The following is a 16,292-nucleotide window of genomic DNA, read 5'->3' on the forward strand; positions in this document are numbered from 1 at the left end:
GGATCTGGTCCTAGGATCTGACGCCAGAGGCGCACTAGCAGCGCCTACAACGGCCTCTGGCGTGGAGGAATAGGGACGTGTGAGGCGATCAAATCGGGTTCGGTCGAGCGATATGCGGATATTCTGTTCCCATCGCTTGGGGTGAACAGCAAGGGCGTGGCCTCTGGCGCGCATCTTTCCTGAGGTGAGACTGACGAGTGATGGGCCGCCGGCACAGTGCCGAGCGGTCTGCTTCGCGAGCCTGCTCCCCGCCGTTGTCCCGAATCCCCAACCTCGACCCCGTCCGCTTTTTGCTCGCGGCGCTGGTCGTCGTCTTCCACGTGCCAGACATCTCCGCGACGGTTGGCATGCCGTCATGGAGCGGCTTGTCCGTCTTGAACCGGGGAGAGGAGGCGGTGTACGGGTTCTTCGTGCTGAGCGGGTTCCTGATTACCTATCTCCTCATCAAGGAAAAGGCGAAGCACGGGACGGTCAGCATCCGGCAGTTCTACATCCGCCGCGCGCTGCGCATCTGGCCGGTGTACTTCCTCGTCCTCGGATTCGGGTTGCTCTACTACAACGTGATCCTGCCGATGGTGGGGATGCCGTTCGAGGTGGAGTACAGCATTGGAGAGGCGCTGGCGTACAACGTGCTGTTCCTGCCCAACATCTTTGCCTACTCGTACGATACCGGCGGCATCCTCGTCGTGCTGTGGTCCATCGGGATTGAGGAGCAGTTCTACATCCTGTGGGGGCCGCTCTCGAAGTACCTCCCGTCCCAGTTGTTCGCGCCGTTCTTGGCCGCGTTCTTCGTCGTCTTCGGTGCCGTGTTCTGGTTCTCGCCTCTGGCGGCGGTGCTCCTGAAGTACAAGATGTTCTTCTACTACTTCGCCGCGGGCGGACTCTTCGGGACGTGGGCCGCCAGAGGCCAGGGCGACTTCAGCCACGCCGTGTTCTCGAAGCCCGTGCAGGCGCTCGCGCTCGGCCTCGCGATGCTCTACTACACGACGGGCGTGCTCCAGGCCGCGCTCGCGCCGTGGGCGCTGCACCTCGCGGACGCGTGGCTGTTCTCCTACCTCGTGTTCAACTTCGGCTTCAACCCGAACAAGCTGTTTACGCTGCGCTCAGAGGCGTTGGACTACCTCGGGCAGATCTCCTACGGGATCTACATGTACCACATGATCGCGCTCAACTTCGTGTTGTTCGTGTTCTTGCAGTTCCGGCTGGATGAGGTGTTCGGCTTCGCGGGCAGTATCCTCGTAATCAACGGGCTCACGATGGCGCTCGCCATTTTCGGCGCGTCGCTCTCGTACCGCTACTTCGAGTCGTTCTTTATCCGTCTCAAAGGGCGGTACCGCGTGCTTCAGCCCACGCCGCGAGTCTCGCCGTCTGGTTTCGCAGGTCCGGTCGCGCCAGAGGCGGGGGCGTAGCGCCAGGGGCCTCTGACGCGATCGGCGGTCACTCTTTGCCAGCGATAGGGGGCGGATACAGGCTGAAGTTCAAGCCGATGCGTATGTGAGTGGTGTCCACAGGGCCTGGAGCGAACCGCATTTTCTGAACGGCTTCCTTCGCCGCATCGACCAGAATAGGGTGTGGGGTAGGGTGCAGAACCGATAGGCTGTCGGCACGCCCCGACGGGTTGACTCGCACATTGAGGCGAACAAGACCCTCTACTTGGGCTCGCCGCGCGAACTCGGGGTATCCGGTGGACCTGATGAGGTCCTGAGTCCACGGGGCGAGAATGGGATGGTCCTCAGCGGTCATACTCGCAGAAACGGCTGGAAGCCCAACCGGGACAGCAGAATAGGCTATGCCACACACCGCACGGACCGTCCGCAGTTGTGGCGTCCGGCAGCTTTGGAGCATACAGGCCGCCGCGACAGCGAGAACAAATCGAAGGGTGGACGCTCGCACGGCGCAAGGTATGATGATGCCGTTCTACGAGTGCTTCCGACGCCAGAGGCCTCTGGCGGTGCGATCTTGCCGCACTGCGACAACGCGCTACCTCCGGCGCCCCACCATGTACGATTACATCCTGATCGGCGCCGGCAGCGCCGGCTGCGTCCTCGCCGACCGGCTCACCGAGGCCTCTGGCGCCCGAGTGCTCCTTCTCGAAGCGGGCGGCCCGGACACGCGCCCCGAGATCCGCATTCCGGCCACGTTCTCCAGGCTGTTCAAGACCGACGCCGACTGGGGCTACCACACCGTCCGCCAGAGGCACGCCGCTGACCGCGAGTGGTTCTGGCCGCGCGGCAAGGTGCTCGGCGGCTCGTCCAGCATCAACGCGATGATCTACATCCGCGGCCACCGCGCGGACTACGACGGCTGGGCCGCGAACGGATGCACGGGATGGGGCTACGCCGACGTGCTGCCGTACTTCAAGAAGTCCGAGGACAACGCTCGGATCCGAAACGCGTACCACGGACAGGGCGGACCGGTGAGGGTGGAAGACCCGCGTAGCCCGAGCCCGCTCTCCCAGGCCTTTGTGCAGGCCGCTGGCGAAGCCGGGCACGACCTCAACGACGACTTCAACGGCGCCGAGCAGGAGGGGGCCGGTCTCTACCAACTCACCCAGCGCGGCGGCCGGCGCGTCTCCGCGGCCACGGCGTTTCTCAAGCCCGCGATGAAGCGGCCGAACCTCAGCGTCGAGACCGGCGCGCACGTCTCCCGCGTGATCGTGGAGGGCGGCGTCGCCAGAGGCGTGGAGTACGTGCAAGGCGGCGTGCGGCGGCGGGCCGAGGCCTCTGGCGAGGTGATCCTGTGCGGTGGCGCGATCAATACGCCGCAGCTCCTGATGCTCTCCGGCATCGGCCCGGCCTCGCACCTGCGCGAGCATGGGATCGAAGTGGCCGTGGACGCCTCTGGCGTGGGGCAGAACCTCCACGATCACCCGATTGTGGGCGTGCGATGGGAGGCGAAGGAGGGCACGTCGCTGATGGACGCCGAGACGCTGGGGCAGGTCGCGCGGTACCTCCTGGGCCGCAGCGGGATGCTGGCGTCCAACATCGCGGAGGCGGGTCTGTTTGCGCACTCGTCGGGCGGCGGCGTGATCCCGGACCTCCAGTTCCACGTCGCGCCAGCGCTCTTCTACGAGCACGGCTTCCAGGCGCCAGAGGCCCACGGCTTCTCGCTCGGGCCGACGCTCGTGACGCCGAAGTCGCGCGGGTCGATCACGCTGCGCTCCTCGGACCCGATGGAGCACCCGGACATCGACCCCAACTACTTCGCGGAGCCGGAAGACATCGCGGCGCTCGTCGCGGGCGTGCGGATGGCGCGCGAGATCGCGGATCAGCCGGCGTACCGCACGCTGCGCGGCCGGGCGATGGACGCGATGGCAGACGCGAACACGGACGCCGAGATCGCCGAGCAAATCCGGCAGACTGCCGAGACGCTGTACCACCCGGTCGGCACATGCCGCATGGGCCCGGACGACGCCTCGGTCGTCGATCTCGCGCTGCGCGTGCGCGGCGTGGACGGTCTCCGCGTGGTCGATGCGAGCGTGATGCCCACCGTCCCCAACGGCAACACCGACGCGCCGACCAAGATGATCGCCGAGCGCGCCGCGGACCTGATCCTCGGTCGCATCTCCGAACCCGCGACGGCTACGGCCTCTGGCGCTGCAGGCGCATAAGACACCCTATCCAAACCGGTGCCAGCGCGAGCGAAGCGAGGCGATCTCGGTTCAGTGAGGACTGAACCATAGGTCGCCGCGTCGCGGATCCTGCCGAATTGGGTAGGCGGCCCGGGCCTCTGGCGCCAGAGGCTACTCGTAAAGCGCCGCGGCGTGCTCCACGTGACCGAGCAGGAACGACGCGCCGGGATCGACGGCGACGCGGCCTTTCATGGCCTCGCGGCCGAGGAGCATGGGGAACTGCATGCTGGCCCGGTCCGCGAGCGTGACCTCGATGGGCCACTGCGGCGCGTCTGAGCGCACGCCGAGGCGGAGCGTCACCCCAACGACTATGCGGAGGTCCTCGTGACCGCTGGAGGAGCGCACATGTCGCTCATCGACGATCGGAGCTTCACAGCGGACCCTCACCTGCCGGTGCCGGCGGAAAAAAGGCCGCACGACGAACCGCGCCCAGGGCTCGCCGTCTCGCTCGAACGTTTCGATGCGGCTCGCGTGGAGCGACGAGGTGGCCGCGCCAGTGTCCACCTTGCAGCGGACGGCCGGAAGGCCGAGGTCGGGGAAGGCGACCCATTCGCGCCATCCGACGGTGGTGAGAGCGCCAGAGGCGGGAAGGGGGGCGCTCATGGGTAGGCGACGGTCTGAACCCAGCCGTCGGGCAGCGGCTCGGAGGTGAACGGGATGTCTCGCGTGATGGCCCAGCGCTGAAGCCAGGACATCCCGGCGCGGCCGGTATACGTGTCCTCGGATGCGTACGCCGGGTCTTGCAGTACTTCCGCCAGAGGCACGAACGCATAGCCTCTGGCGCGAAACGCGTCCATCAGTCGGTTGAAGTGGTCCGCGTTGAGCGCGTTCGCGTGGAGAAGCAGCACGCCGGGAATCTCGCGGCCGAAGAGGTCGCGCGAGAGGCCCTCGAAGTACGCGGCAGTGGTATCCATGTACGCGATATAAGCGTCGGCGATTCGCGCCTGCAGGGCGGCGTCCTCTGCCTCGATCGCGCGGTCGTAGGCCAGCGCGTAGATGTACTCCGCGTTGTCGTGCGTAACCGGCGCGATCTGGTAGCCTCTGGCGCCGATCCAGGCCTCGAAGGCGCGCTTGGTGTCCAAGTCCGGGCCGACGTTGAGGTAGGGATGCCGGAAGTACCGGAGCGAGTCCGTGGGTGCCGAGCCTCTGGCGCGGAGAAGCGCGCGCGTCAGGGGCTCACCGCGGATCACGTCGTCTTGGAAGTCCGCCAGAGGCGTGCTGAACAGCGAGGGGTGCGAGTAGGTGTGGTTGCCCAACTCGTGCCCGGCATCTACCCAGCCTTGGAGAAGCGCTGTGCGGGCCTCGCGTTCTCCCTCGCGGTCGATCTTCTCCTGGTTCACGAAGCCCACCACGGGAACGCCAGAGGCCTCGATCTGGGCCAGCAAGCCGCGCGTGACGTTTTGCATCCACGCGAGGTTGTGACCGCGCCCGACGGGCAGATCGTCGATGGTGACCGCCATCGCGCGGCCGGCCTCTGGCGCCGACGCGGCCGGGGATACTGAATCCGGCGCGGGCTGCGCGCACGCGGCGGTGACAACGAGCAATGTGGCCAGAACGGCGAGGGAGTGGAGCGCGCGCGTCATTCGCCCCCGCCAGAGGCCGACTGCATCCGCGCGGCGGTCCCGCCGGCGAGGAGGTACAGCACGGCCATGCGTACGGCGACGCCGTTGGTGACCTGGCTGAGGATCACCGCGCGATCTGACTCCGCGACCTCGCCCGCGAGCTCGACGCCGAGGTTGACCGGGCCGGGGTGCATCACCCAGAGGTCCGGATTGGCCTCCAGGTGATCGCCGCGAAGGCCGAACCGGTCGTGGTACTCACGGAGGCTGGGGAACAGGCCGTTCTGGCCCGCGCCCTGGCGTTCCAGTTGGATGCGGAGCGTCATGGCCACGTCGCAGCCTTCCAGCGCTTCATCCAAGCGGTCTGTGACGCGCGCGCCGAGCGCTTCGATGCCGAACGGCATCATCGTGCGGGGGCCGCACAGCGTGACCTCGGCGCCGAGCGCGGTGAGGGCGTAGATGTTGGAGCGCGCCACGCGGCTGTGCGCGATGTCGCCGATAATGCTGACGCGGAGCCCAGAGAAATCGAAGCGCGAGAGGCCGGGCAGGCGCGGAATGTCCAGGTTGGCGATCGTGCTCGCGTCCAGAAGCGCCTGCGTGGGGTGCTCGTGCTGCCCGTCGCCTGCGTTGACGATCACGGAGTCCAGGCAGCGCGTGAGGAACTGCGGCGCGCCCGCGCTCCGGTGCCGCACGACGACGAGGTCGATCTTCATCGCCTCGATGTTGCGCGCGGTGTCCTTCAGCGTCTCGCCCTTGCTCACGCTGGAGCCGCTGGCGCTGAAGTTGACAACGTCCGCCGAGAGGCGCTTTTCGGCCAACTCGAACGAGAGCCGCGTGCGCGTGCTGGACTCGTAGAACAGGTTGACGCACGTCACGCCGCGCAAGCTGGGGACGCGTTTGATGGGGCGATCCAAGACGTCTCGAAACGCGCGCCCGGTTTCGAGAATGAGCCGGATCTCGTCGGCGGAGTAGTCCGCCAAGCCGAGCAGGTGCCGGTGCTGGAGTCGGCCGCTGGCGGGAGTCTGGATCGCGTCGCTCATGCGGTCTCGGCGGGGGCGTGGGGGGCGCCAGAGGAGGTCTTTTGTACGAGCCAGACGCCGTCTACGCCGTCCTCTTCGGTTAGGCGCACGCGGACGCGTTCGTCGGGCTCGGTCGGCACCTCGCGGCCCACCAAGTCGGGCGCGACGGGCAGCTCGCGCAAGCCGCGGTCGATAAACGCCAGGAGCCGGACGCTGGCGGGGCGGCCAAGGTCGAGCAGGGCGTCCAGCGCGGCGCGCGTGGTGCGGCCGGTGTACACCACGTCATCGATGAGGACGAGCCGACGGTCCGTGAGGTCGAACGGGATGTCGGTCGGGGAGACGGCTGGCGCCAGAGGCCCGAGGCGAAGGTCGTCGCGGTAGAACGTCGCGTCGAGTACGCCGAGGGGGAGGCGGACGCCTTCGAACGCCTCGATGCGGTCGCGCAGGCGCCGCGCGAGGTGCGCGCCCCGGGTCTGCATCCCGATCAGGGCGAGCCGGTCCGCGGGCTCGGCGTCGTCGTCCAGGTGCTCCACGATCTGGCGGGCCAGCCGGTCCAGCGTGCGCCCGACGTCGGCGGCGTCCATGAGGAGGGCCTTGGGGGCGTCGCCGGGGGAGAGGGGAGGAGCGCCGGGCGAGGTCTCGGACATGCGCCAAAGCTACCGCGCCGGGGCGGACTGTTGCCAGAGAGGATTGTGCCTCTGGCGAGGAGAACGGTCCGAACACAACGCGGCCTCTGGCGCACGGGGCGCCAGAGGCCGGAGAACGGGTGCCGGGATGGGCTAGACGTTCGAGTTGTCGCCGGGGGCCGGGTGCGGCGGCGCGGAGCCCTTGGGGTACTCCATGTTGGTCCGGTCCGGGTCCTCGTCGAGGCCGTCCATGTCGGTGCGGTCCACGCGGTTGGCGGCGTCGGCGGCGTCGCCCTCGTTCTTGTCAGCCATGCCGTCGTACGCGGCGTCGGTGCCGCCGTAGTGCATGGTGCCCCCTTCGCCGGGGGGGAGGTCCTGTTCGGTGGGGGGAGTCTGGTCTTCGGCCATGGTCGGGAGGGGTTCAGAGATGGGGCCTGTCGAATCGGCGGCGTGCCCTCGCGGTTCCACGCCCCGCGCCTCTGGCGCCAGAGGCACGGGCCGCGGCGTGGAATTCCGGCCTCACTTTCACCCGGCTGACACGTCCTCGTCCGCCCGTGTGGCGTTACTCTCAAAAGCCCGAACCCCCGCCATGGCCCGCATCTCCGACAGCACCATCGACGAGGTCCGACACGCGTCGGACATCGTGGACGTGATCAGCGACCGCGTCAAACTGAAAAAGCAGGGGCGCCGGTTTGTGGGGCTGTGCCCGTTCCACAACGAGAAGTCGCCCAGCTTTTCCGTGGACCCCAACGAGGGGCTGTACTACTGCTTCGGGTGCCGCCGCGGCGGCGACACGTTCAAGTTCGTGCAGGAGATGGAAGGCGTGGGCTTCCTGGACGCCGTGCGGCTTCTGGCGGACCGCGCTGGCATCGAGATCGCCGAAGAGGGCGCCTCGCCAGAGGACGACCACAAGGCCTCGCTCCACGCCGCGCTCCGCTTTGCGGCGCGGTTCTACTACGAGCAACTCAGCAAGGAGAGCGGCGCCCGCGCGCTGGAGTACCTCAAGGGCCGCGGCTTCACGCCAGAGGCCATCCGGGCCTTTGGCATCGGCGCGGCGCCGGTGGGGTGGGACGGGCTCGTCACGGCCGCCTCTGGCGCGGGCTTCAGCACGCAGATCTTGGAAGATGTGGGGCTGGCCAAACCGCGCAACGGCGGGGGGCACTACGACGTGTTCCGCGACCGGCTCATGTTCCCCATCCTCTCGCCTATCGGGAAGGTGCTGGGCTTTGGCGGGCGCATCTTGCCGGACACGCCGACGGCCTCGGACGACTACAAGCCGGCCAAGTACATCAACACGCCCGAGACGGAGGTGTACCACAAGAGCCGCGTGCTTTACGGGATGAAGCAGGCCAAGCGCGACATCCGCACGCAGCAGGAGGTCATCGTCGTGGAGGGCTACGCCGACGTGGTCTCGCTGTGGCAGGCGGGCATCCAGAACGTCGTGGCCGCGAGCGGTACGGCGCTCACGCCGCAGCAAATGGACGGCCTCTCGCGGCTGGACGTGCAGCGCGTGGTGCTCCTGTTCGATGCCGACGACGCGGGCCGCAGCGCCGCCCGGAAAGGCGTGGAGGTGACGCTGGACGCCGGGCTCGCGCCCTACGCCGTCTCGCTACCCGACGGCGCCGACCCCGACTCGTTTGTCCGCCAGTTCGGCGCCGACGCGTTCCGCACCATCCTCCGCGATGAGCGGATGGACTTCGTGGACTTCCTGGTGAGCGGCGCCCGCCGCGAAGGCGCCCTCGCCACGCCAGAGGGCACGCTCGCGACCGCCGAGAAGGTGCTCGCCGCCGTCCGCCGCGTCAAGAACCCCATCCTCCTTGACGGCTACCTCCGCCGTGCCGCCCAGGCCCTCGACGTGCCCGACGCCGACCTCCGCCAGCAGTTCGAGGGCACGTCCGGTGCCCGCGCGCCCCGCCCAAAGCGTCAGGCCGAGCTCCCGCCTCTGGCGCCAGAGGCCGCCGCGCCCGTCGTCGTCTCGGTGCGTCCGCAGGAACACGAGCTGCTCCGCCTCATGCTCCGCCACGGGATCATGATGGTGGAGCATGTGCTGACTCACATGAGCCTGGAGGAGTTCGCGCCCGGCCCCGTTCGGCAGACCGTGGAGCTGCTGTTGGAGCAGTTCCACGAGGCCAAGGTGGACCCGCAGCCATTCGTGCAAGGGGAGCACGGCGAGGCCATCCGAGCGCTCGTCGTGGAGGCGATCGCCGAGCGGCACCAGGCTTCGGACAACTGGGAGCGTAAGATGGGAATGGAGATCGCAGGCAAGGACCCGCACCCGCTCAAAGCCGCCAACAGCGCGATGAAGCAGCTCAAAATGGCTCGCGTGGAAGAGGCCATCGAGGACGCCAAGCGGCACCTGCTCCACGCCGAGCGGCTGGGCGGCGACACCTCGGACCTCCAGCAGCAGGTCGTCGAGCTGGCGACTCTCCGCAGCCAGATCGACCGCGGCGAGTTCCTCACCGCCGCCTAGCCTCTGGCGCACGGTCCGCCGGGCAGCGCCTCTGGCGCCAGAGGCCGCGCGATCGGCGGGTGCGGGGGCACCCTCGGGCCGCTGCTGCGTAGACTGCCGTTCATGTCACCACCCCGCTTGATGGAATCCGCCGAGAACCCCTCCGACCGCCCCGCCCCCGCCTCTGGCGCCGATACCCTGCCGGAGGGCGCGCCCGCAGAAGCGGGGGCGTCGAGCGCGTTGCCCGAGGCCGTCGCGGGGGAGGGCGTCGCGACGCTGGACGTGAGCGCCCCGATCCTGCTGGAAGGACCGCCAGAGGCCCTCGGCGACAAGGCGACGATGGAGCCCACGCTGCCGCAGGCCGTGGAGCCGCAGCCCGTCCCGGACGGGGCGCCGCTGGACCACCCGGCGCTGTTGTTCAACCGCGAGCTGAGCTGGTTGGACTTCAACTGGCGCGTGTTCTCGCAGGCACTGGACGAGCGGACGCCGCTCTTGGAGCGCGTCACGTTCCTGGCGATCACGGCCAACAACATGGACGAGTTCTACCGCAAGCGCGTGGGGGGGCTCAAGCGGCAGATCGGCGCGCGCGTGCGGCAGCTCTCGCCCGATGGCCGCCTGCCGACCGATCAGTTGGAGATCGCTCGCGAGTCCGCCCGGACGATGATGACCGCTCTGGACGACGTGTGGACGGACACGCTCCTGCCTCGCATGGCCGAGGAGGGCATCGAGATCCGCAGCTACGACTCTCTGACCGAGAAGCAGCGCGAGAAGCTGGACCGGCACTTCCTCACGCAGATCTTCCCCATCCTGACGCCTCTGGCGGTGGACCCGGGGCACCCGTTCCCGTTTATCTCCAACCTCTCGCTCTCGCTCGCCTTCTCGCTGCGCCACCCCACGCGCGAGACCGAGCACTTCGCGCGGCTCAAGGTGCCGACCGCCAGAGGCCGGTTCTTGAACGTGCCCGGCGAGCCCAAGCACCTCATCGCGCTTGAAGAGCTGATCCGGCACAACGCCTCGGCGCTTTTCCCGGGCATGGTGGTGGAAGGCGTGCACGCCTTCCGCGTGACGCGCAACGCGGACGTGGAGCGCAACGAGGAGGAAGCCGACGACCTGCTCTCGATGATCTCGGAGGAACTCCGCGAGAGGCGCTTCGCGGACATCGTGCGCCTCGAAGTCGAGTCCGACATGCCCAAGCGGGCCCGCAAGCTGCTCACGCGCGAGATGGGGCTGGACAAGGAGGACGTGCTCGAGGTCAATGGTCTGATTGACCTTTCGGGCCTCTTCGAGATGGGCAAGCTGGATCTGCCGGAGCACACGTACCTGCCCTGGGAGCCCGTCGTGCCGATCCGGCTCCGGCACCGGGAATTCGAGGACGAGGACGACATCTTTGCGGCCATCCGCGAGGGTGACGTGCTGGTGCACCACCCGTACGAGTCGTTCGCGGCCAGCACGCAGCGCTTTATCCAGGAAGCCGCGGACGATCCGCACGTCATCGCGATCAAGATGACGCTCTACCGCACGAGCCAGGACAGCCCCATCGTGCAGTCGCTTATTCGCGCGGCCGAGCGCGGCAAGCAGGTGGCGGTACTGGTAGAGCTCAAAGCGCGCTTCGACGAGGAGAACAACATCGAGTGGGCGCAGCGGCTGGAGCGCGCGGGCGCGCACGTGGCCTACGGACTTGTGGGCCTGAAGACGCACGCGAAGACGGCGCTCGTCGTGCGCGAGGAGAGAGGGGACCTGCGCACGTACTGCCACGTCGGGACGGGGAACTACAACCCGAAAACAGCCCGCGTATACACGGACTTCGGCCTGCTGACCTGCCGCGAGGAGATCGGCGCCGACCTTATCGCGCTGTTCCACCACCTGACCGGCCTGGCGCCGGACCAGGTGTACAAAACGCTCCACGTGGCGCCTCGCGATCTGCGGGGTGAGTTCGTGCGGCTGATCCGCCGCGAGATCGACCACCAGCGGCTCAGCGGGACCGGCCGGATCGTGGCGAAGATGAACGCGCTGGACGATACCGGCATCATCCGTGAGTTGTACCGCGCCAGCCGCGCGGGCGTGCAGATCGACCTCATCGTGCGTGGGCACTGCCGCTTGCGGCCGGGCCTTCCGGGCTACTCCGAGAACATCCGCGTGGTGTCCATCATCGGCCGTTTTCTGGAGCACAGCCGCATCTTCTACTTCCACAACGACGGCGACCCCGACATCCTCATCGGCTCCGCCGACTGGATGCGCCGCAACCTCGACGACCGCGTGGAGGTGATCGCCGAGGTAGAGGACGAGGACGCCAAAGCCCGCCTCTCGCGCACGCTCAAGTTCTGCCTGGAGGACAACCGCCTCGCGTGGGACCTCGGCCCGGACGGCCGCTACACCCAGCGCCAGCCCGCCCCCGGCGACCCGATCCGCGCGTTGCACGACACGCTGATGCACCGCGCCCGGCGCCGGACGGCCGAGAACGACCGCGTGTGGAGCCTCGCGGGGTAGCGCCAGAGGCCTCTGGCGTGTGCGCCTCCTTCGCGGTGTGACAGACGGGCGCCGCGTCGGGCCTCTGGCGCGGCTTGTTCTATCCGGCGGGAGGCGGGACAAACCCCGGTCTCCTGCGTGGCGGATTACTGGGCGCGAATAGAGAAGTATTATCTGGCACGCTATGCCGGGTTTATCCGGCGAGGCGCCTGCTAACACTTGTTATGCTGCCTCGCCCCTGCGTGACTTGAACACCTACACGTCGTGCCGATACTATCAGGCCCGAACCGAAAGAAGATGCCTCACGGAATCCAGAGCGCAAAAGAGATTAGAGAGGACGTTCTTCACCGACTCCGCAGCGGTGCTGACAGCGTAATCCGTATGCCGGGCCGCGCCCTCAACTACAGAGTCAATGATCTCCATGTCGTCAACCTTCGGGCTGCTAGCCAGAAGTCGGCGGACAAGTACTGGTTCGATGTGACACCTGAGTTTTACGAGGCTCCGACCGTTGACTTCTTCGTCTACGCCTGCGGGTCCGCTGCCGCTGCATACATCTTTCCGGTTCAGGACTTCGCCCGAATGATTGACGGAGCTAGCCTCGGAGGTCAAAAGCAGGTGCCGAACTTCACGCTTTACGTGGACACCCACGAGTTCGAGCCTGCAGGTAGGGCGCGGTCCACGCACCGCGTTAGTGAGTTCTACAACCGTTGGGAGCCTCTCTTTGGCAGCGACTCAGACCCGGACGCTCCCGCTTCCGAGCCCAGCGACTATTCGCTGCCTGATATTGGAGGTCGCGTCGCGGAGCCTCCTCCGCGCGCCCTTTCTGTAACTGAGCGCATCATCCGGGACACTGCGCTGGCAAAGTCGGTGAAGGAGGCGGCAGGCTACGAGTGCGGACTTTGCGGCATCCGGCTTCTGCTCGGTCCAGGAAAACCATATGCGGAGTCTCATCACGTCAGGCCGCTCGGTGGCTCTCACTCTGGCCTCGATGTGCGAGACAACATCCTTTGCGTTTGCCCGAACTGTCACGTCCTCCTCGATTACGGCGCGGTCAAACTTGATCCTGATCGGCACCCAAGTCTCTCGACTGAGTCCGTCAGGTATCACAACGCAGTCATCGCTAAATCCACGGCAGCATAACCCGCGGCTGCAGGCCGACCCAGGGCTCCAGCGTCCTCGGCTCGTCCGGGCGTCGGCGCTACTTTCGCTTCGTTCAACCCTCGCGGTCGCTGCCCTGGGCGGCTGAGCCGCCAACTGTTCTACCGCCAGGTCCGCACTATGCCTGAAGTCGACCCCGCAAGAACGCTGGCTTTCGCTTCGTCGGGAGACCTCGGTAGGTGGCTCAGGGCCAACCATGCCACCGAGAGCGAGCTCTGGGTCAAGGTGTTCAAGAAGAGGTCCGGGGTCCCGAGCGTCACCTGGGACGATATCGTGGCGGAGAGCCTGTGCTGGGGCTGGATTGACGGAATCAAGAAGTCGTTCGACGATCAGGCCTATCTCCAACGGATCACCCCGAGGACAGCCCGGAGCCGTTGGTCGAAGAGGAACACGGAGCACGTGGCTCGCCTGACGGCCGAGGGGCGGATGGAGGAACCGGGGCTCAGGTGTGTCCGAGACGCGAAAGCGGACGGCCGGTGGGAGGCCGCCTACGCGCCACCGAGCGAGACAGAGGTCCCTGCGGACTTCGTGGCGGCGCTCGAGGACCGGCCGGAGGCGAAGCGGGTGTTCGAGACGCTGAACAAGTCGAGCCGTTACACCATCGCGATCGGGCTGATGACGGCGAAGAGGCCCGAGACCCGACGGAGGAGGTTCGAGGGGTTCATGGGCATGCTGGACCGTGGAGAGACGCCGGGCTAGGGTTGTGAGGAAGTGTCTTCGGGGCGGCAGGCGAGGAGTAAGGCGGCTTAGAACCCGCCGCTGTAGGCCGACGCCAGGCGCGAGCATTGCTGGATCGTCTGGGCGTCGGCGTATCCAACACTCATCCTTGCGGCGCCGCCGTCTGGCGCGGCGAAACGGCCCTGCGATATGCTGCCTAGATGCTGAATTCTGACGGCTACTCAATGGAGGACTACAAGTACCTCTTCAGCTTGGAATCGCTGTCATTCTATGGGCGGTAAGCCTCTTCTTCGGCTGCCGTAGCATCTGGTACCGCAATGAGTCCCTCAGCATCAACACCGCTGGAGTCATGAGACGATCGTCACCGGTCGTTGACTACTGAGACCGGGCCGCAACTGTCTAGAGGCCTTGTCCCATGATCAATCTGGAAGTCCAGACGCACATCGCCGCCCCGCCCGAGGTCTGCTTCGACCTCGCCCGTGACGTCGATTTCCACGCCCGCTCGCTTGCTCACACCGGGGAGCGCGTCACACACCGCCCGGAGCACTCGCTGCTGGAGTTGGGGGATGAGGTTGAGTTCGAGGGACGGCACCTTGGCGTCCGACAGCGCCTCCGCGCGCGCATCGTGTCGTTCGAGAAGCCCCACCAGTTTCGCGACGTGATGGTGCGTGGTGCATTCCGCTCGTTCGCGCACGACCACATCTTCGAGCCATCGGCGAGCGGAACGCTCATGCGCGACCGGCTCCAGTTCGCCGCGCCGTTGTGGCCGCTCGGCCTCGCAGTAGAGCGCGCCGTACTCCGGCCGTACCTCGCTCGGCTCATCGCGGCGCGCGGTCGGGAGATCAAGAACGCCGCGGAGCAAACGTCGTCCGTGTAGTCCCGCCAGAGGCCTCTGGCGTCGCGCCCCTTTCCCCGCGATTTCGAGCGCCGCGCCTTGCCTCTGGCGCCAGAGGCAGCAACCTTCCCCGTCTCACTCCACAGACGGCTCATGCGCGCGCTTCTCCTCCTGACAGCCTTCTTTGCATTCTCCGCCTGCGGCGGGGGCGAGGTGACCCCGAGCCCGGATCAGGAAGCCATCTTCGCTGATACGGTAGACGTCGAACTCGTCGTGCCCGCGGAGAAGAACGCGATGGCCTACGCGGTCGGCGAGATCTCCGCTCCGGCGGGCGCCCGCGTGCGCCTCGTGATGGACAACACGGAGACGACGAGCCGCGCGATGATCCACAACGTCGTCGTGCTCAACACGGCCGCCGCCATCGACCGCGTGGGGAAGGCTGCAGCGGGGGCGGCGGACAACATCCCGGAGGACCCGGCCATCGTCGTCAACACGCCTCTGGCGGGACCGGGCGAGCGCCAGGCCGTCGTCTTCACGATGCCGCCCCCCGGGCGCTACCCGTTTATCTGCACGTACCCCGGCCACTTCCAGTACATGCAGGGCGTGCTGGTCTCGACGGCGCCAGAGGCCGGTCCCGATGAAGCCTCGGGCGATGACTCGGGCAATGAGTAGCCTGTTCAAGATCCTCGTGGTCGTGTCTGCGGTCGGCGTTGTGGGCGCGATCGTAGAGGTGTGGCGTCGGCGCCGCGAGGTCAAGCGGCTGCGCGACGAACACGGCGACGCCTACGATGACGTAAAGCGGCGCTGGATGTAGGCCTCTGGTGCCAGAGGCTAGCGCCCCACCGTCTGCCGCACGCGTTCCAGCGATTCCTGCGTGACGACGGGCGCGACCTCGGCGTGCGGGCGCTCGTTGGTCTGGGCGAGGGCGCGTACGCGGCGCCGGGCGCCGGGCGTGTACAACACGAGGTCGGCCTGGCGGACCACCTGCTCAATGCGGCGGCGCTCCTCGTCGGTCGTGATGGCGATAAACGCCCCGTCGAAGCCGGACTGCTCCCGCAACGCGGCCTCAATGGGCGCGGCGCCGTCGCGGCTGCGCGTGATGAGCGCCACGGTCTCGCCCTTCGCGCGCTGCGCGACGCGTTCCAGCGTGTCGTACGGAAACCGCACGTCCACGCCCACCACCTCCGCCTTTGGAACGGCGCGCTTGACCACCTGGATCGACGCCAGAGGCGCGATCACGGCGTCGGCCTCCGCATGACGGCGAAGGTCGGCCACCAACACGGCCTCGACGCGTTCTTGCAGCGCCGCGCTGGCCTGCTCGGCGCCGGCCTCGGCCAGCTCCCGGTACGGACCCGCGAACAGGAGCGTACGCCGCGCGCCGGGGCGCTCGAAGTAGGCCAGTTGCTCTTGCACGACGTAGTCCATCTCCTCCTCGTCCAAGCCCAGAGCGACGAGCTTCTGCAGCGCGTCCTGGACCGTCGCCGAACCGCGCTCCATCCGCTCCGCCGTGGACAGCGGGACGGGCTGGGACACGAAATAGCCGCCGCCGCGGCGCACTTCCAAGAGGTTCTCGTCCGCTAGCCGCTGGTATGCCTTTCGGACGGTATGGAACGAGACGCCGACCTGATCGCCCAGCGCGCGCGTGGACGGTAGCCGGTCGCCCGGCTTGTACTGCCCGGCCGCGACCTGGAAGCGGAGCTGCTCGACGAGTTGCTCGCCGACGGAAAGGGGGGCATCGCGGTCCAGCGTGATCATGGCCGAACCTACCGCCTCTGGCGCCTCCGCCGGTAGCGCCCGCGTCCGGGGGCTCGCCTGGGAGAGCTCCCCGGGCAGACCCCGAACCTCGCGCCAGAGGCCTCGGGCGCCGGAGC

The 16,292-nt window shown here is 67.6% G+C and carries 16 protein-coding genes; 9 read left to right on the forward strand and 7 right to left on the reverse strand.

Annotated features, from left to right (window positions below):
- Positions 1 to 254: 254 nt before the first annotated feature.
- Positions 255 to 1,409 (forward strand): acyltransferase family protein, encoded by a 1,155-nt coding sequence (locus BSZ36_RS06000; protein ID WP_179271047.1) that lies wholly within the window; start codon positions 255 to 257, stop codon positions 1,407 to 1,409.
- A gap of 28 nt (positions 1,410 to 1,437) precedes the next feature.
- Here the strand turns inward: BSZ36_RS06000 and BSZ36_RS20140 are convergent, their stop codons facing one another.
- Entirely contained in the window at positions 1,438 to 1,845 is a 408-nt protein-coding gene (locus BSZ36_RS20140; RefSeq protein ID WP_094546980.1) for an energy transducer TonB, read from the reverse strand.
- 154 nt (positions 1,846 to 1,999) lie between these two features.
- Here BSZ36_RS20140 and BSZ36_RS06010 point away from each other — a divergent pair, with 154 nt between their 5' ends.
- Positions 2,000 to 3,610, forward strand: coding sequence for a GMC family oxidoreductase (locus BSZ36_RS06010; RefSeq protein ID WP_094546982.1), 1,611 nt, complete (start codon positions 2,000 to 2,002; stop codon positions 3,608 to 3,610).
- 132 nt (positions 3,611 to 3,742) lie between these two features.
- On the opposite strand, the gene BSZ36_RS06015 is transcribed toward BSZ36_RS06010, so the two are convergent.
- The 5 genes from BSZ36_RS06015 to BSZ36_RS06035 all read right to left on the reverse strand — a co-directional run bounded on the left by BSZ36_RS06015 (position 3,743) and on the right by BSZ36_RS06035 (position 7,243).
- On the reverse strand, positions 3,743 to 4,234 hold the full coding sequence (locus BSZ36_RS06015) for an ATP-dependent zinc protease family protein (RefSeq protein ID WP_094546984.1): 492 nt from the start codon (positions 4,232 to 4,234) through the stop codon (positions 3,743 to 3,745).
- A complete protein-coding gene (locus tag BSZ36_RS06020) occupies positions 4,231 to 5,214 on the reverse strand; it encodes a polysaccharide deacetylase family protein (RefSeq protein WP_094546986.1) in 984 nt (327 codons plus the stop codon). The genes BSZ36_RS06015 and BSZ36_RS06020 overlap by 4 nt, the downstream gene beginning before the upstream one ends.
- Positions 5,211 to 6,230 (reverse strand): aspartate carbamoyltransferase catalytic subunit, encoded by a 1,020-nt coding sequence (locus BSZ36_RS06025; RefSeq protein WP_094546989.1) that lies wholly within the window; start codon positions 6,228 to 6,230, stop codon positions 5,211 to 5,213. Before BSZ36_RS06025 ends, BSZ36_RS06020 begins: the two co-directional genes overlap by 4 nt.
- A complete protein-coding gene (pyrR, locus tag BSZ36_RS06030; RefSeq protein ID WP_094546992.1) occupies positions 6,227 to 6,856 on the reverse strand; it encodes a bifunctional pyr operon transcriptional regulator/uracil phosphoribosyltransferase PyrR in 630 nt (209 codons plus the stop codon). Before pyrR ends, BSZ36_RS06025 begins: the two co-directional genes overlap by 4 nt.
- Positions 6,857 to 6,988: 132 nt before the next feature.
- Positions 6,989 to 7,243 carry a hypothetical protein gene (locus tag BSZ36_RS06035; RefSeq protein ID WP_179271049.1) on the reverse strand — a complete coding sequence of 85 codons (255 nt, stop codon included), beginning with the start codon at positions 7,241 to 7,243 and terminating at the stop codon, positions 6,989 to 6,991.
- A gap of 181 nt (positions 7,244 to 7,424) precedes the next feature.
- Between BSZ36_RS06035 and dnaG the strand changes: the two genes are divergently transcribed.
- From dnaG to BSZ36_RS19305, 7 genes are all read left to right on the forward strand, one after another.
- Positions 7,425 to 9,305, forward strand: coding sequence for a DNA primase (dnaG, locus tag BSZ36_RS06040; RefSeq protein WP_179271050.1), 1,881 nt, complete (start codon positions 7,425 to 7,427; stop codon positions 9,303 to 9,305).
- Positions 9,306 to 9,407: 102 nt separating this feature from the next.
- The gene (gene ppk1, locus BSZ36_RS06045; RefSeq protein WP_218827580.1) at positions 9,408 to 11,771 is read left to right on the forward strand and encodes a polyphosphate kinase 1; all 2,364 of its coding nucleotides are present in this window, start codon (positions 9,408 to 9,410) and stop codon (positions 11,769 to 11,771) included.
- Between the two features lie 276 nt (positions 11,772 to 12,047).
- Positions 12,048 to 12,890: an HNH endonuclease gene (locus tag BSZ36_RS18855; RefSeq protein ID WP_143536783.1), complete on the forward strand. Its 843-nt coding sequence runs from the start codon at positions 12,048 to 12,050 to the stop codon at positions 12,888 to 12,890.
- Positions 12,891 to 13,028: 138 nt separating this feature from the next.
- On the forward strand, positions 13,029 to 13,607 hold the full coding sequence (locus BSZ36_RS06050) for a YdeI/OmpD-associated family protein (protein ID WP_094546998.1): 579 nt from the start codon (positions 13,029 to 13,031) through the stop codon (positions 13,605 to 13,607).
- A 394-nt stretch (positions 13,608 to 14,001) separates the two neighbouring features.
- Positions 14,002 to 14,463 carry an SRPBCC family protein gene (locus BSZ36_RS06055; protein WP_094547000.1) on the forward strand — a complete coding sequence of 154 codons (462 nt, stop codon included), beginning with the start codon at positions 14,002 to 14,004 and terminating at the stop codon, positions 14,461 to 14,463.
- A gap of 111 nt (positions 14,464 to 14,574) precedes the next feature.
- Positions 14,575 to 15,093 carry a plastocyanin/azurin family copper-binding protein gene (locus BSZ36_RS06060; RefSeq protein ID WP_094547002.1) on the forward strand — a complete coding sequence of 173 codons (519 nt, stop codon included), beginning with the start codon at positions 14,575 to 14,577 and terminating at the stop codon, positions 15,091 to 15,093.
- Positions 15,086 to 15,235, forward strand: a complete 150-nt coding sequence (locus BSZ36_RS19305; RefSeq protein WP_179271051.1) for a hypothetical protein — start codon at positions 15,086 to 15,088, stop codon at positions 15,233 to 15,235. The genes BSZ36_RS06060 and BSZ36_RS19305 overlap by 8 nt, the downstream gene beginning before the upstream one ends.
- Before the next feature lie 17 nt (positions 15,236 to 15,252).
- Here the strand turns inward: BSZ36_RS19305 and BSZ36_RS06065 are convergent, their stop codons facing one another.
- Complete coding sequence (locus BSZ36_RS06065) at positions 15,253 to 16,176, reverse strand: GntR family transcriptional regulator (RefSeq protein ID WP_179271052.1); 924 nt, start codon at positions 16,174 to 16,176, stop codon at positions 15,253 to 15,255.
- Positions 16,177 to 16,292 lie beyond the last annotated feature (116 nt).

The organism is Rubricoccus marinus (assembly GCF_002257665.1).
GTDB lineage: Bacteria > Bacteroidota > Rhodothermia > Rhodothermales > Rubricoccaceae > Rubricoccus > Rubricoccus marinus.

Bases quoted from the DNA above. Each gene is read 5' to 3' on its own strand.
- BSZ36_RS20140 (WP_094546980.1), bottom strand. From the start codon at position 1,845: ATGCTCCAAAGCTGCCGGACGCCACAACTGCGGACGGTCCGTGCGGTG.
- BSZ36_RS06010 (WP_094546982.1), top strand. From the start codon at position 2,000: ATGTACGATTACATCCTGATCGGCGCCGGCAGCGCCGGCTGCGTCCTC.
- BSZ36_RS06015 (WP_094546984.1), bottom strand. From the start codon at position 4,234: ATGAGCGCCCCCCTTCCCGCCTCTGGCGCTCTCACCACCGTCGGATGG.
- BSZ36_RS06020 (WP_094546986.1), bottom strand. From the start codon at position 5,214: ATGACGCGCGCGCTCCACTCCCTCGCCGTTCTGGCCACATTGCTCGTT.
- BSZ36_RS06025 (WP_094546989.1), bottom strand. From the start codon at position 6,230: ATGAGCGACGCGATCCAGACTCCCGCCAGCGGCCGACTCCAGCACCGG.
- pyrR (WP_094546992.1), bottom strand. From the start codon at position 6,856: ATGTCCGAGACCTCGCCCGGCGCTCCTCCCCTCTCCCCCGGCGACGCC.
- BSZ36_RS06035 (WP_179271049.1), bottom strand. From the start codon at position 7,243: ATGGCCGAAGACCAGACTCCCCCCACCGAACAGGACCTCCCCCCCGGC.
- dnaG (WP_179271050.1), top strand. From the start codon at position 7,425: ATGGCCCGCATCTCCGACAGCACCATCGACGAGGTCCGACACGCGTCG.
- ppk1 (WP_218827580.1), top strand. From the start codon at position 9,408: ATGTCACCACCCCGCTTGATGGAATCCGCCGAGAACCCCTCCGACCGC.
- BSZ36_RS18855 (WP_143536783.1), top strand. From the start codon at position 12,048: ATGCCTCACGGAATCCAGAGCGCAAAAGAGATTAGAGAGGACGTTCTT.
- BSZ36_RS06050 (WP_094546998.1), top strand. From the start codon at position 13,029: ATGCCTGAAGTCGACCCCGCAAGAACGCTGGCTTTCGCTTCGTCGGGA.
- BSZ36_RS06055 (WP_094547000.1), top strand. From the start codon at position 14,002: ATGATCAATCTGGAAGTCCAGACGCACATCGCCGCCCCGCCCGAGGTC.
- BSZ36_RS06060 (WP_094547002.1), top strand. From the start codon at position 14,575: ATGCGCGCGCTTCTCCTCCTGACAGCCTTCTTTGCATTCTCCGCCTGC.
- BSZ36_RS19305 (WP_179271051.1), top strand. From the start codon at position 15,086: ATGAGTAGCCTGTTCAAGATCCTCGTGGTCGTGTCTGCGGTCGGCGTT.
- BSZ36_RS06065 (WP_179271052.1), bottom strand. From the start codon at position 16,176: ATGATCACGCTGGACCGCGATGCCCCCCTTTCCGTCGGCGAGCAACTC.